Here is a 14248-nt window from a genome sequence, read left to right on the forward strand (position 1 = left end):
AACAAATGAAATAGGCAATTCTTTGATTTTATCGAAAAAGTTTAATGCTCAACCAACCTCGCCCTCGATCGTCCTTCAGCGAAGCACTAATAACTTCAACGTCCAATGACGTCCCCCACCGGAAAGGACCAGGTAGTAAAGGCCGTTCGCGAAAACTTTTCCTTGTGGGTCGGTCAGGAGCAAGGGAATGGATTGCCCCGCCACGCTCAAGGTCAGGTGGATGTCCTCCACCTTCCGGAAAGCCAATGTAAAAACTTCGATCCGCAGGTCTTTCCCCGCCGAGCCAGGCGAAAGGAGGGTCACTTGCTCCCCTGTTTGCACCGGGTTCGGATAGAGCAGGGGTTTGTCCGTCGCCAAGGGGGTCAGGGTCGGACTCAGGGGCGGCGTTGTGGAAGAAGGGGTGGCGGAGGATGTCGTGGTCGGGGTGGCCGTGGGGGTCAACGTCGAGGCCGGGATGGAAGTGGCGCTGGCGGTCCAAGTCGGGGTCGCCGTCCCCGTAAAGGTCGGCGTCAAGGTACGCGTTACGGTGAAGGTGGCCGTGGTGGTTGCGGTCACCGTGAAGGTACGCGTAGCGGTCGGGGTAGTGGTGGCCGTCCCTGTGGAAGTTCCTGTTGAAGTAGGGGTGGCGGTCGGCGGCAAGGTCCCCGTGGGCGAAAGGGTCCGAGTGGCGGTAACGGTCGGGGTCGCCGATGCGGTCGCACTGGGTGTGGTCGTCGAGGTGGAGGTAGCCGTTCGGGTCGGACTGAAGGTTCCGGTCGCCGTCCAGGTGGCGGTACCGGTCGGAGTGGCGGAAGGAGGGGCCGTGGGGGTGAAGCTGGTCGTGGAAGTGGCCGAAGGGGTCGTGGTGGGGCTCGGGGTGAAGGTCCCTGTCGAGGTCATCGAGGCGCTTGGGGTGGGCGAATAGGTTCCCGTGGGGGTCCAACTGACCGTGGCCGTCGCGGAAGCCGTGGCTGTCCGGCTGGCGGTGAGGGTCGCCGTGGACGACGGGGTCGAGCTGGGGGTAACGGTGGCCGTCCGGCTAGCCGTCAGGGTCGGCGTCGCCGACATCGAACTGGTCGGTGTGGAACTGGCCGTGCGGGTAGGGGTCGGCGAGATCGTGGGGGTGGGCGTATAGCTCCCCACCGTCGGGGTCGGCGTGGCGGTCGGGGGCTTGGGGGTATTGGTGGGGGTCGCCGTCCAAGGGGTGGTCGGGGTGGGGGTGGGCAGGTTCGCGATACGAATGACCTGGATGGCGTTCACTTGCGAGGTATCGGCGGTCGAACTGAACGACAGGTCCAACTGGCCGCTCGAGACCAGTACCGTCACGGTCCGGTCATAGGCCGTGTGTTCCCCTCCGGCCGCGCTATAGACGTCCAAACCGCTGATCTCCGGTTGGCCTTGGGCCGTCAGGCTAAAGACCCGCCCCCCCGGGTGGGCATTGGGGTCGTAGTTCTCGCAGAACTTCAAGGTCACCTGGTAATAGCCCGTGGGCACGGTGAAATGATAGATGGGATTGCCCCAGCGCTCGGTCTGGTAGAGGGTCTGCTGGTTGTTGACCGTATTGGAGATGGTCTGGCCGCTGTAGGTCGAGGTGCTCCCCGAGGTGGTGGTGTCATAACCCCAACTCCCCGCCGAGAAAACCTTGTCGGCGGCCCAGGTGGCCCCCGCGCTGTCCACGAACTGGGGCCCCCCTGCGTTCACCCGGATCGTGAGCGGGGCATAAGCGGAAAGGGTCGGGGTGGGGGTCGGCGTCCCATAGAGGTTGTAGTCGAGGAAATTCCCGGAAAGCATCAGCAGCGACATCACCGTCCAGGATTCGTCGTAATAGGTGCCCCCCACCAGCAATTTCGATCCCACCAGGTCGTTGTAGGTATCGTCCATATAGGCCTGGTAGTTGCGGCTCACCATCCCCCCCACCCCGGCGGGTCCCACAAAGGCCGCCGATTGGAACCCAGGGTTCTGGGAAACGGTCAAGGTGGGCAATTGGGCGTCCGGGGTTCCGTTCAAGTGGTAGCCATCCACGATGGAGACGGCCCCGATGGCGGAGAAGAAATTGCTGGTCTTGGTGGCATAGGTCTCCGCCGCCGAATTCCCGAACCAGAGGTAATCCTGCACCATGCGGAAGGGCGTGCGGCAGGCGTCGTATTGGTAGTCGGTGTAGGCTGACCCCACCGAGTTCTGGGAAACCCCCGCGCTGTTGCACCAGGCCGAGACCAGGCCGTTGGTGGCATTGCCATAGCCCTGGGCGAGGTTGTTGTTGAGGATGGTGTAACAACTGGCGGCGATATTGAGCCAACCCGGTTGACCTGTGGCGGTGGCGAATTCCCGGAAATAGGCGGGCGCGAAATAGGAGGGATTGATGGCCCCGAACCCGTCCCCCGCGGTGACGATCTGCCCCGCGCTGTTCATATAGGAATAGAGCTTTCCGATCTGGGTGACCGCCAGGCTCTGATAGCTGGCCCCCAAGGACCCGCTCCCGCCCCATTGGCGGGCGGCCATGAGCAGGGCCCAGGCCATGTCCTCGTCCCCGTCAGTGGCGGCGCCGCTTCCGGCGGTCCCGCCCGAGGCATCGATGTACCAGTTCATCAGGCCGCTGCCGTCCAGGTGCAATTGCTCGTACTTCCAGAGCTTATCGAAGAGGTTCTGGTCGTTCATATAAACGGCGATGAGCATGCCGTAACCGATGCCTTCCGACACGGTGGAATTGAGGGCCAGCCCCGAGTCGTTGGGCCGCTGCACCCGTAGGAACCCGCCCGCGCCCGTCGAGGTCACGCAGTCGGCGTACCACTTGTTGTAGGCGGCGAGGATGTCGGCGTTGTTATAGATGGAGGAATGGAACCCATAAGGATTGTCCCGGTTCTGGGGGAAGGGGAAGTTGCCCGTGGTGCCGTTCACACTTTGCGCGTTCATTGAACCGGTCCAACAAATGGACACAAGGAAGGCACAGAGGAATTGGGGGAGCCGGACCTTCAAGTGGGACTCTCTTGGAAATTTTTTGGTTTGTTACAACGCCGGGCGAAAAGGACCCTTCCGAGCGTGCGAATAGCCGATGAAAAAATATACACCGTAACGATTTGGACTTGGGGTCGAAGAACCTGAATTCGGGTTTCTCGTGAAAGTATTTTTCAGGAACTTCACCCCTTCGCCCGGGATTTTTTTATTCCCGACAAAGCGCTTCCAATAAGGAGTTTCAGCGGTCGGTCGATCCCATCCCATTTAAACGTTGGAATCGGACAAGGTGGGGCCCTAAACTCCGCGCGATGGAACTGGAATGAATTAAGGAGGGTCGCATGCCTGAAACGATGCTCATCACCGGCGCCAACCGTGGTCTGGGTCTGGCCATCAGCAAAGCCCTGTTGGAAATGGGGGATCGGGTCTTCGCCGCCTGCCGGGAACCGCAAAAAGCCGAAGAGCTCAAGGCCCTCGCGAAAGCCCACCCAGGCCAGGTCGAGATCGTGGCGCTGGACCCCAGCAACGACCGCTCCCCTTTCGAGGCGGCGAAAGCCGTCGCTTCCAAGACCGACCACCTGGACCTGCTCTTCAACAACGCGGGCGTCTCGCCCCAACCCTATGACGCGCCTTTGGACCAGGTGGGCCTTGCCCAGATGCGGGAGGCCTTCGAGGTGAACACCTTGGGCCCCCTCAAGGTGTCCCAGGCTTTCCTCCCCCTATTAAAGAAGGCTTCCAACCCCCGGATAGTGAACATGAGCACCGGGCTCGCCTCCCTCTCGGGCAAGAGCGAGGGCCACTTCTACGCCTATGGGGTCTCCAAGGCCGCCATGAACATGCTGACCCGTACCATGGCCTTCGACCTGCAAAAGGACAAGGTGACCTGCGTTTGCCTGGATCCGGGTTGGGTGAAGACCGACATGGGCGGTCCCAGCGCTCCGCTCCAACCGGCCGAATCGGCCGGGGCCATCGCCAAAACCCTCAAGAAGCTGTCCCTTTCCGGGACGGGTCGCTACATCTACAACGACGGCAATGACCTGAAGTGGTAAGGCGTCGGCGCTCCTAGCGCCGCACCAGCAGTTTGCCCAGGGCTTTCTCCTCGCCCTGCCCATTTCCGACCTGAACGTAATAAATATAGAGGCCGCTCGCTAAGGGATCCCCCTGCTGGTCCTGGGGAGCCCAGGGAATGAAATTCGTCCCTGCGGACCCCGGGACCTTCTTCGCAAAAACACATTCCCCCGCCACGTCGTAGATACAAAGGATGATCGTCCCGCTCCCGGGCAATTCCACACGGAATTGGACCACGGCGCCCCCCACGCTCACGTTGGGCTCGGCACGGACCAAGAAATGGGGCAAGGGAGTCGGGGTCACGGTGATGGTCGGGCTGGGCGTCGAGGTCCAGGAGGCGGTCGGGGTCGGGGAAAAACTGGGCGTGGAGGACGCTGTCCAGCTTGCCGTCCATGAACTGGTCGGGGTCCGCGAGGCTGTCGCGCTTGGGGTCATCGAAGAGGTCGGCGTGGGCGAATCCGTCGGGGTATCCGTATCGGTCAGGGTTCCAGTGGGGCTCAAGGTCGGGGTGGACGTCGCCGAGGCCGTCGTCGTAGCCGTCGGGGTGGAGGTGGTCGTACGGGTGGCGGTATCCGTTCCCGTATCCGTGGGCGTGGACGTTGCCGTCGAAGTAGCGGTCCTCGTTGCGGTCAACGTCGCAGTTCGGGTCGCGGTATCGGTCGCCGTGGGGGTCCAGGTGGGCGAATCGGTGGCCGTGAGAGTGGCGGTCGATGTGGCGCTGTCCGTGGCCGTCGAGGTCGCGCTGGAGGTCACCGTCGAAGTTGCGGTCCTCGTCGCGGTCGACGTCGCCGTTCGGGTCGCGGTGTCACTGGCCGTGGAGGTCGCGGTCATGGTAGCGGTGGGGGAGGCCGAATCGGTCGGGGTGGACGTGGTGGTCCGGGTCGGGGTATTCGTCCCTGTATCCGTCGCGGTCGATGTGGCGCTGTCCGTGGCCGTCGAGGTCGCACTGGAGGTCGCCGTCGAAGTAGCGGTCCTCGTCGCGGTCGACGTCGCCGTTCGGGTCGCGGTATCACTGGCCGTGGAGGTCGCGGTCATGGTAGCGGTGGGAGTGGCCGAATCCGTCGGGGTGGACGTGGTGGTTCGGGAGGGGGTTTCGGTCGGGGTCCGGCTGGCCGTCGGGGTGGCGGAATTCGTCGAGGTCCAGCTGGCGGTCCTGGTCGCCGAGGCGGTCGCGCTATTCGTCGGGGTGGAGGTGGGCGTCCGGGTGGCGGTCCGGGTCGGCGTGGGGGTCAGGGTGGGGGCCAAGGCCACCAGGTCGTCGATCAGGGGCTGGCCCTTGGGAGAACCCCAACCCGTCGCCAGGTCATAGCCCGTCACGGCCGGGAATTGGGTGGCGCTCCCGTTGTTGCCCGTGGTGACATCGTGGAAATCCGTGGTGTAGCTGGCGCCCTTTCCGATGGTATAGAGGGCGAGGTTGGCGAAACCCACGGTCCCCTTCCCCTGCAGGAGGGCCTGCTGGTTGACCAAGGCCATGAAGGCCCCCCAAAGGGGCGCCGCCGCGCTGGTCCCGCCCACATTGTCATCGACCCCGCAATCACGGACATAGCAGTTCAAGCCCGCCATGGAGACGTCCGGGATGTTCCGGTAGACCGTGGAGCCCTTGTTCGCGCTCATGTCGATGCCCGCCTGGTAGCTGGCGTAGGTTGCCTGATTATCCCCCACCCGGGTCCCTTGCAGGATGCCCCCTGTGGACTGCCAGCCGTTGACGATCCCCACGGGGACCTCACCGGACCAAGCGGCTCCGGTCCCTGTCATGGAAAGATCGGTCGCCCCCACGGTGGTCTGGAGGGTCAGGTCATCATTGTCCAGGAACCGGTCCCCGTAGGGCGGATCGGACGTAAAGGCTCCGATCCCTTTATTAGGATTGGTGGACTTCCCGTCCCCCGAGGCCAGGAAATAGGACTGTCCCTGGGCGGCGAACTCCGCCAGGATGGCGTTCTGGGTCGTCCGGTCCGAGGTCGACAACCGCCATCCCCAGGAACAGCTGATCTGGCGGCTGGTATTGTCCGAGGCGATCCGATTGAGGACATTGGTCGTCGAGTCCCCCATATAGACCACCATCTGGTCCAGGCCGGGCGCCATGGCCATGGCCACCTCGATGTCCAGGTCCACCTCGATGGCCAGGTTGCAGTCCACCGTACTGGCGGCCGACAGGCTGTCCAGGTAGACGTTGACGAGGGGGACGCTCAGCACCGGCGTGCACTTGGATTCGTACTGGGCGATATCGCTGGCGTCATAAACGCCGAACTCGACGAGGGCGAGGGACTGTCCCGCCCCGGTGAGGGTCACGCCCGGCGCGTAAGCGTTGCGGAAATCGGTCCCCAGGAAGGTGCTGGTCCCCGCCACCACCGGGCCCGAACCCCCGGCCCGCGGGACCGTGCCGCCCGGCGCCGTTCGGGCCTGGGAGGATTCATTGCGCCGGAAGCGGGGATGGGGCCGTTCCGCATCGTCCAACCCGGCCACCGCAGCGACCGGCTGGTTCCAGTCCAGGGAAGGGTCCCGGTCGGGCCCGTAGAAAAGGCTCCTGTCTTGCCGTTGAAAGTCGTTGAGTTGGACCCGGAAGACGCGTTCCACCGTGACGCTGGGGCCTTCGACCGACAGGGCCAGGCGATTGGCGAAGGTACCGGTGATCTTGAGCCCTTCCGCCCTGGCCTTTCGCTCGAGGGCTTCATACTCGTCCGGCGGGGTCCCGAAGCGGTCGGCGAATTCCTGGGGGGTGAGGAAACGACGGTAAAGGGGACTGGCGGGATCGTAGAGCGCCAGGAGCAATCCTTGGAGTTCCGCTTCGTGACGCAAAGGCAGCGAAAGGGTCAGATGGAGGGGAGCGGAAAACGGATGGCGACCTTTCCAAAGCCGGTCGCCCGGGTTGAAGGTCCGGTGACCCGTGAGGGTCCGCCAGGGACCTGCGAAAGCGGGCGCTGCCAGGAGACAAAGGGCCGCGAGAAAGACCCGGAGCGGGCGCGACAGGGGGATTCGGAACATGGACCTTTCCTGAACGGGGATTTCAGCCCCCGCCGGTCCTCAATGGCGCACCAGGACCTTTCCAACGGCTTTCTGGCCGGAGGAGCCGTCCCCGGCCTGCACATAATAAAGGTAGATGCCGCTGGCGACAGGATCTCCTTGCTGGTTTTTGACCGGCCAAGGGATATCGTTCCACCCGAGGTGTCCCGGCACTTTCACCGCGTAAAAGCTCTCCCCCGAAAGGGCGTAAAGGGAAAGGGTGAGTGTCCGGGCCGTGAGCAGGTTGACCTTGAAGTGGATGGTCTGCGTCCCATCGGTGAAATTGGGCCAGGCTTGGACCACGAAGGCCGGCCCCGGCGTGGGCGTGATGGTGGGCGTCGCGGTATCGGTCGGAGTGGGGGTGATGGTGGGGGTATGGGTGCTGGTCGGTGTCCTCGTCGGGGTCCCGGTGTGCGTTGAGGTGGCGGTCGGCGTCACGGTGGGAAGGACCGCCACCAGGTCGTCGATCAAGGCTTGACCCTTCGGGGAACCCCAGCCCGTGGCCAGGTCGTAGCCCGTGACGGCCGGGAATTGGGTGGGGCTGCCGTTGTCCCCGGTGGTGATGTCGTTGAAGTCGGTCGTGTAGTTGGCCCCCTTGCCGATGGAATAAAGGCTGGGGTTCGCGAAACCCACCGAACCCTTGCCCGATACCGCCGCCTGTTGGTTGACCAGGGCCATGAAGGCCGCCCAGAGGGGCGCCGAAGCGCTGGTGCCGCCGACCGTATCGTCCCCATAGGAGCAGTCATAGACGTGGCAGCCCAGACCGACCATGGATACATCGGGAACGTTCCGGTAAGTGGTGGACCCGAAGTTGGTGCTCATGTCGATCCCGGTCTGGTAGGACGGGATCGAATCCCCCACGTTGCTGCCCGCCAGGATGCCTCCTGTGGATTGCCATGTGGCCTGCGTGGGCACCGGTACCTCCGAAGACCAGGACACGCCCGGGCTGTTCATGAAGAGCCGGGTGGCCCCCACCAGGGTCTGGGTGACCTCGCTGTCATTGGCCAAAGAAGTATCTCCATAGGGCGGATCGGTCGTGAAGGCGCCGGTACCATCCGTCGAGCTCCCATCCCCGGAGGCCAGGAAATAGGATTGGCCTTGGGCGGCGAATAAAGCCAGGACCGTGTTCTCCGCGGTCCTTTCGGAACTGGACAAGGACCATCCCCAAGAACAACTGATCTGACGGCTGTTGTTGTCGGATTGGATCCGGTTCAGGACCGTCAGGGTCGAAGTTCCCATATAGACGTACAGCTTGGAAAGTCCCGGCGCCATGGAGATGGCCACGTCGATGTCCAGGTTGACCTCCACTTCACCTCCATTGCCCGAACAATCCACCGTGGACGCCGAACTGAGCCCATTCAAGTAAATGTTCGAGACGGGAACGCTGATGGGCGGGGAGCATTCCGCCGCGTAGGTCGCGGGATTACCGACGTTGTAGGTGGAGAACTCCACCAGGGCCAGGTTTTGGCCCGCGCCGGTCAGTGTCACGCCTGGCGCGTAGGCATTGCGGTAGTCGCTGCCGATGAAATCCCCGCCAGGACCGGACCCTCCCACCCGGGGGACCGGGAGGCCCACGCTCCGGGGGATCCTTTTCAAGCGGGGACGGGGCCTGACCGCGTCGTCCAGGCCGCCTATATGCACCACCGGACCCAGGCCGTCCGTGGACGGGTCCTGGTCGGGCCCATAGAAGACCGTGCCGTCGGCGCGGCGGAAATCGTTGATCCTCACCCCGAAGTTCTTCTCCACCCGGTCCGTATCCCCCTCGAATTCCACCATCAAGCGGTTGGAATAGGTCCCGGTCACGCGGAAACCCCGGAGCCGCAGTTGGTCCTGGAGGGCCTGGTACTGGGCCGCGGTCGGACCGAACCGGTCGGCCAATTCCTGGGGCGTGAGGAAATGCTGATAGAGGGGGTTGTGGGGGTCGTAGACGGCCTTGAGGAAGTTCTCCAGGCCCGCCGGATCCCGCAAGGGCAGGCTGACGGAAAGCCTCATGCGGGCGGCCGGGGCGTGACGGCCCAACCAAAGATGGGACGAGGGGGAAAAAGTCCGGTGGCCGGGAATGGCATGTGGAGCGGCCCAGGAAACGGTCCATCCACCTGATAAAAGAAGGGCGGAAAGGAGAAGGACGGGCGTTCGGTTCTTGCTCATGGGATAAAAACTATATCATCGACCGGCCAAGCCACGCTATAGACCCATTAGGACCTGTCGCTTATTGGCTATACATTGCCACATAATTTGAAAAAAACCGAAACATAAATCGCATTAGGACCATTCATCGCTACGCCTATCGGAATTGCCGACCGGACCACATCCCCCAAAAAGTTTCCCAAACTATCCAACTCTTCGAGAGTGATCCTGTGCCGAAGTTGGTCGCATTGTCCGTCTCCGTTTCCGGCCCTTCATTGATTAATACGATTCGACCCGTGACCAAAAATCTCCACTCGGGCATTCCCATGAAATCACTTCCAATAAGCATTACGGGGAATAAACTTCAATGGAATTGTTCGCAGTATCCGTAAGATAAATCCTCCCCATTCCATCGATAGCAACTTGGTTCGGGAGTGCCAGACTCCCCGAAGGATCACCCGACGCAGTTGTGTCACCCAAAAAGATCCAAGAATCATTGAATTCCCTAAGGCAAGCCCGCGTATATGTGTAGTTACCGCCCGCTATGTAAATGTTCCCAGATGGATCAATCGCCATACCGCGATAAGCCGGATCCAAACTCATCGGCACAGCCAATTCCGGAGCATATAAAAATGTTAGTGGATTGCCATTTGCATCGAATTTAGAAATTTGAGAAGGAGGGTTTGCCGATACATACACATCGTTATTTCCATCAACAGCGATTGATCCGATATTCCCCGGAAAGATCTGTGTTATATAGGTGCCGGAATGAGTGAATTTTTGGACACGACTGTTTCCGGGATCCGTGACATAGATCGAAGCACCTGCGGACCCATTGTTATCCAAGACAATCCCGTACGGATGTGAAAACTCGCCGGGACCCCCACCCGTAACCGGAGAACTGGATCCAATTTGATAAATGAAATTCATGTTTTGGTCGAAAACCATGACCCTGTTTTCATTGTTGTCCACGATGAAGATATTTCCTAACTGATCAATCGCGATGCCGGCAATCCGTCCAATTTGTCCCATCTGGCTGCTCGATGCCGCATAAGAAGTAACCGGTATCCCCGCAGATGTGTAAATACCCAATGTGGTCCCAAATAGAGATCCGATCGTAGTCCCAAGGGATTGGCCCACAAAGACATTGTTGTTTGTGGGATCGATAGCGATCGCTTCAGGAAGTGGAACCGTCCAATGGGTGATATGCGTGAGAACTGGTGTTGACGTATAGGTCGGGGTTCCGGTCCAGGTCGCAGTGGAGGTCATGGTCGGTGTGAATGAAGATGTCAAAGAACTTGTTGGCGTGAAACTATCCGTCTCCGTGAATGTAGGGGAGATGGTAAAAGTAGCTGTGGCGGTCGGGGTGTTCGTCGGGGTTTCCGATGGGGTTTGGGTGGGTGAGTCGGTCGGACTGGAAGTTGGTATGGGCGTATTCGTCCGGGTGACCGTCGGGGCGGGAGGAGATGCAGGCGGTTTGTTTTCCACGCATGACCAGGAAAGGAATAGGCCCAAGAACCCAAGAAAGAACAAATTTAAGGACTTTTTCATAGCACCAACTTCGATAAGGATCACCCGGTCATCCAGAGCATCTTATCAAAGTGCCATGTTTATTTTGACCCAGGCTTACTTGGCCCGGTAGGCCGCCGCGAAACCCGACAGGAATTCCTTCAAATGGGTCGTTCCCCGGCCCAGGGTCCGGGTCGGTTCCAAACGCCCCTCATTGAAAGCTTGGTTCATCTCGATCATGAGCCCGGCCATCTGGGGCGTCATGCCCGCCCCGATCATCCCTTGTTTGGCGTCCTCATAAGGGAACTGCACATAGGGCAGGCCGGGTTTGCCGATAGCCTCCCCGATGAGCGCGGTGGCTTGGGTCATGGTCACGTCCTCCGGTCCCCCGTATTCGAGCACTTCGGCGCCTTGGAAGTCCAAAGCGGACAATCTTTGGGCGCTCACCACCCCCAGGTCCCGGGTGGCCACCATGGGGATCTTCAGGTCCGCACGCAACGGCGTTCCCACGACCCCCATCCCCTTGAGGACGGGCAAAGCGTAGAAAAGGTTCTCCATGAAATAAGCGGCGCGCAAATGGACCACGTTCAGGCCCGCGATGGATTCCAAGTTCTTTTCCATCCGGTGGAGGTTCCCGATCGGTCCGTTGCCCTTGGGTTTGTCGGCCCCGATGGAGCTCAGGTTCACGGCGTTCTTGACGCCTGAAATCTTGACGGCGGCCGCGATGGCCTCGCCGGTGGCGATCTGATAAGCGGAGAAATCCGGCTCCCCATAGGAAGGCGGGATCAACAGGAACACCCCGTCGCTTCCCTGGAAGGCCGCGCCCAGGGCCTTGGCGTCCCCGAAGGAAGGCGAAAGCGTCTCGGCGCCCTTGGCCTTCAACCGGGAGAGCTTTTCCGGGTCCCGTCCCAGGGCCCGGACCTGATGGCCCTTCTTCAGGAGTTCTTCGGATAGGACATGGCCGATATGGCCGGTAGCGCCCATGATGGTGAAGGTCTTTTGGGACATACGCCCTCCTTAGGTTCGAGTGGAAGCACTATCGATCCCCCGGAAAAGCCTTTCAAGCGGGCCTTGGATTAAACCGTTTCCCCTTAGTAACCCGCTTTCGGTTGAGGGACGGCGGGACGGCGTGCGATAATCCCCTGCGGTGTCCTTTGCCCGTTCATTGAACGGGTTCACTGCGTCCGGACGGTTTCACGTTTGATTTCGGATCTTGATCTTGGGGAAACGAATGGTCCTTTCCGTTAACAAATTAAAACGTTCCAAGCTCCCCTTTCTTTGCCTGGGACTCTTGGTCCTCCCTTCCCTCGCCCGGGCCCAGGTCACCTTCAACAGCCTGGCGATCTCCAACAGCAATCCTTCTCCCGGCAGTACGGTGGGTGTGACCGTGGTCTATTGCGAAGGGACCTTCAAAACCCCGCATTTCTTCGTGGGGCTGAATCCCTCCTCCACGACCCTGCAATCCTGCCCCGCCGCCAACCAGACCCTGCTGGTCGATTCCTCCACCACCCCCAGCGGGAGCTATTCGGTCAATTCCTCCACCAACGACACCAACGACTCCGGGGGCGGTTGGACCGGGGTGGCCGTGGGCGGCACCGCCGCTTGTCCCGTCACCCAGGTCTGGGCCGTGACCATCCCGCTCACCCTGGGTGCCGGCACCTACCACTTGATCGTGGAAGAGAACGATTTCTACATCGGCTGTAACGGGACCGCCTATCCCAACGTGAACACCACCCTGACGGTGCCCTATCCCCCGCCCTCCATTAATTTGGTCAAGATCGCCGACGGCAGCACCGCCAACCCGGGCGACCTGGTGCTCTTCCGGCTGGACTACACCTACGTGAACACCGGACCCGTCACGATCACCGATACCATCCCGGCGAACACCGCCCTGGCCGCCGCCTCGGGCGCCATCAGTCCCGGCGGCACCTTGAGCGGTTCCACGATCACTTGGGTCTTACCCTCCACCTTGGCCCCCGTCACCGGCGAGGTCTGGTTCCTCACCCAGGTCAATGCGGGCACCCCGGCCGGCACCGTGATCTCCAACACCGCCTCCGCCTCCTCCGCCAGCGCCGGTACCGTTCCTTCCAATACCGCCCAGGTCAACGTGGGAGTGGGGGGCTTCACGCTCCTGAAAAGCGAGAACGCCGCCACCCTCAACAACGGCAACACCGTGACCTATACCTTGAACTACCAGGTGAGCGGGGAAAGCCTGCAGGATTGCGACACCTTCGCCAACAACACCGTGGGCACGGCCAACGGGTCCATCCTGGGCTTCGACGGGACCGGCTACACCTACACCAATACCGGGGGCATCGGCGGTTTCACCGTCCAACATGACGCCCAGGGCAACAGCTATGTCCAGGCCTGCGCCCAGAACACCTGCAATTCGTCGGTCACGGTCGGAAATTACCCCACCCTGCTTCGAAACGGCCCCGCCGTGAACCTTTGCAACAACTTCATGGTGGAGGGGGACATGATGATCCCGGCTTCCTCGGCCCCCGGCGCCGACGCCACCCTGGTGCTGGCCGACAACATCTCGGCCCCTGGCGTCAACGACGCCTACATGGCGGGCATGTCCCTGGACGCGGGTCCGGCGAATTTCTATATCCAGAAGAACGTGTCCGGGACCAGCAGCGTCACCTTCCCTGCCCAGGCCAACAACGCGGCCCTGGGGCTCACCATCACCAGCGGGGTCTGGTACACGGTCAAGGTCCTGGTGACCTACTCGGGCGGTTCCCTGACCTTCCAAGGCAAGCTCTGGCCCAAGGGGTCCGCCGAACCCGCCACCTGGAGCATCAATTGGACCGATAGCTCACCCCTGCCCTGCACGGCCATCAACGGCGGTTCCTACCGGATGGGTTGGCAGGCGGACGGCTCCGCCTCCACCGATGATTATTCCAACCTGAAGCTCTACGGACCTTCCCCGGTGGCGGACCCCACCCTTTGGGACACCCTCCCGGCCGGGCTGGTCTTCGTGGGCTCCACCCCCAACGCCCCCAGCCTTCAGGCGGGCAATTTCCTGGAATGGGACCTGGGCGGCGCCCACCCCGTCACCACCTACAACCTGACCGGGGCCGTCACCCTTTCGGCGGTCGTCACTTGCGGCACCTTCGCCAACCAGGCCGCCATCATGGGCGGCGGCGCGGCCTCCATGGTGCTGTCGAATTCCGTGACCCTCGCCATCAACAGCGGCTGCATCACCAGCACCCCGACCAACACCCCCACTCCCACCATCACCCCGACCCCGACGGTCACGCCCACCCCCAGCCCCACCGGGACCCCCACGAACACCCCGACCATCACACCCACCCCCATCCCCGAGGTGGACATTTTCTACGTGTCGAAGAACGCCTTCGACCCGAAGAACGACGGACCGGTCTCCATTTATGTCGGTTACTCGAAATTCCCGGGGGATTATTCCTTGAGGATCTACAACAGTGCGGGGGAGCACATCCGGACGCTGGATTCGAAGACCGTGAACCAGCCCTTGAGCGAATCCTATGAATGGGACGGGAAGAACAAATACGGCGACGACTGCGCCAGCGGCATCTACATCCTCCTGCTACGGGAGCCCTTCGCGGTCAAGATGAAGCGGGTGCTCATCCTTCGCTGA

The 14248-nt window shown here is 61.7% G+C and carries 8 protein-coding genes; 3 read left to right on the top strand and 5 right to left on the bottom strand.

Annotation, left to right across the window (positions count from 1 at the left end; genetic code table 11):
- Nucleotides 1-75: 75 nt before the first annotated feature.
- A complete protein-coding gene (locus VHE12_01075) occupies nucleotides 76-2889 on the bottom strand; it encodes a glycosyl hydrolase family 8 (GenBank protein ID HVZ79372.1) in 2814 nt (937 codons plus the stop codon).
- Nucleotides 2890-3269: 380 nt separating this feature from the next.
- On the opposite strand from VHE12_01075, the gene VHE12_01080 reads away from it, so the two are divergent.
- The gene (locus VHE12_01080; GenBank protein HVZ79373.1) at nucleotides 3270-3977 is read left to right on the top strand and encodes an SDR family oxidoreductase; all 708 of its coding nucleotides are present in this window, start codon (nucleotides 3270-3272) and stop codon (nucleotides 3975-3977) included.
- Nucleotides 3978-3990: 13 nt separating this feature from the next.
- On the opposite strand, the gene VHE12_01085 is transcribed toward VHE12_01080, so the two are convergent.
- From VHE12_01085 to VHE12_01095, 3 genes are all read right to left on the bottom strand, one after another.
- The gene (locus tag VHE12_01085) at nucleotides 3991-6978 is read right to left on the bottom strand and encodes a S53 family peptidase (GenBank protein HVZ79374.1); all 2988 of its coding nucleotides are present in this window, start codon (nucleotides 6976-6978) and stop codon (nucleotides 3991-3993) included.
- A gap of 39 nt (nucleotides 6979-7017) precedes the next feature.
- Complete coding sequence (locus VHE12_01090) at nucleotides 7018-9144, bottom strand: S53 family peptidase (protein HVZ79375.1); 2127 nt, start codon at nucleotides 9142-9144, stop codon at nucleotides 7018-7020.
- A 327-nt stretch (nucleotides 9145-9471) separates the two neighbouring features.
- Nucleotides 9472-10392 carry a 6-bladed beta-propeller gene (locus VHE12_01095; GenBank protein HVZ79376.1) on the bottom strand — a complete coding sequence of 307 codons (921 nt, stop codon included), beginning with the start codon at nucleotides 10390-10392 and terminating at the stop codon, nucleotides 9472-9474.
- On the opposite strand from VHE12_01095, the gene VHE12_01100 reads away from it, so the two are divergent.
- Nucleotides 10391-10765: a hypothetical protein gene (locus VHE12_01100; GenBank protein ID HVZ79377.1), complete on the top strand. Its 375-nt coding sequence runs from the start codon at nucleotides 10391-10393 to the stop codon at nucleotides 10763-10765. The genes VHE12_01095 and VHE12_01100 overlap by 2 nt on opposite strands.
- On the opposite strand, the gene VHE12_01105 is transcribed toward VHE12_01100, so the two are convergent.
- Nucleotides 10750-11640 carry an NmrA family NAD(P)-binding protein gene (locus VHE12_01105; GenBank protein ID HVZ79378.1) on the bottom strand — a complete coding sequence of 297 codons (891 nt, stop codon included), beginning with the start codon at nucleotides 11638-11640 and terminating at the stop codon, nucleotides 10750-10752. The two genes, VHE12_01100 and VHE12_01105, sit on opposite strands and share 16 nt — an antisense overlap.
- Before the next feature lie 223 nt (nucleotides 11641-11863).
- Between VHE12_01105 and VHE12_01110 the strand changes: the two genes are divergently transcribed.
- On the top strand, nucleotides 11864-14248 hold the full coding sequence (locus VHE12_01110) for a hypothetical protein (GenBank protein HVZ79379.1): 2385 nt from the start codon (nucleotides 11864-11866) through the stop codon (nucleotides 14246-14248).

Source organism: bacterium (genome assembly GCA_035549195.1).
Taxonomy (GTDB): Bacteria; Oederibacteriota; Muellerivitia; order Muellerivitales; family Muellerivitaceae; genus DASZRK01.

Bases quoted from the DNA above. Each gene is read 5' to 3' on its own strand.
- VHE12_01095 (HVZ79376.1), bottom strand. From the start codon at position 10,392: ATGACCTCCACTGCGACCTGGACCGGAACCCCGACCTATACGTCAACA.
- VHE12_01090 (HVZ79375.1), bottom strand. From the start codon at position 9,144: ATGAGCAAGAACCGAACGCCCGTCCTTCTCCTTTCCGCCCTTCTTTTA.
- VHE12_01105 (HVZ79378.1), bottom strand. From the start codon at position 11,640: ATGTCCCAAAAGACCTTCACCATCATGGGCGCTACCGGCCATATCGGC.
- VHE12_01110 (HVZ79379.1), top strand. From the start codon at position 11,864: ATGGTCCTTTCCGTTAACAAATTAAAACGTTCCAAGCTCCCCTTTCTT.
- VHE12_01080 (HVZ79373.1), top strand. From the start codon at position 3,270: ATGCCTGAAACGATGCTCATCACCGGCGCCAACCGTGGTCTGGGTCTG.
- VHE12_01100 (HVZ79377.1), top strand. From the start codon at position 10,391: ATGGTCGGTGTGAATGAAGATGTCAAAGAACTTGTTGGCGTGAAACTA.
- VHE12_01085 (HVZ79374.1), bottom strand. From the start codon at position 6,978: ATGTTCCGAATCCCCCTGTCGCGCCCGCTCCGGGTCTTTCTCGCGGCC.
- VHE12_01075 (HVZ79372.1), bottom strand. From the start codon at position 2,889: ATGAACGCGCAAAGTGTGAACGGCACCACGGGCAACTTCCCCTTCCCC.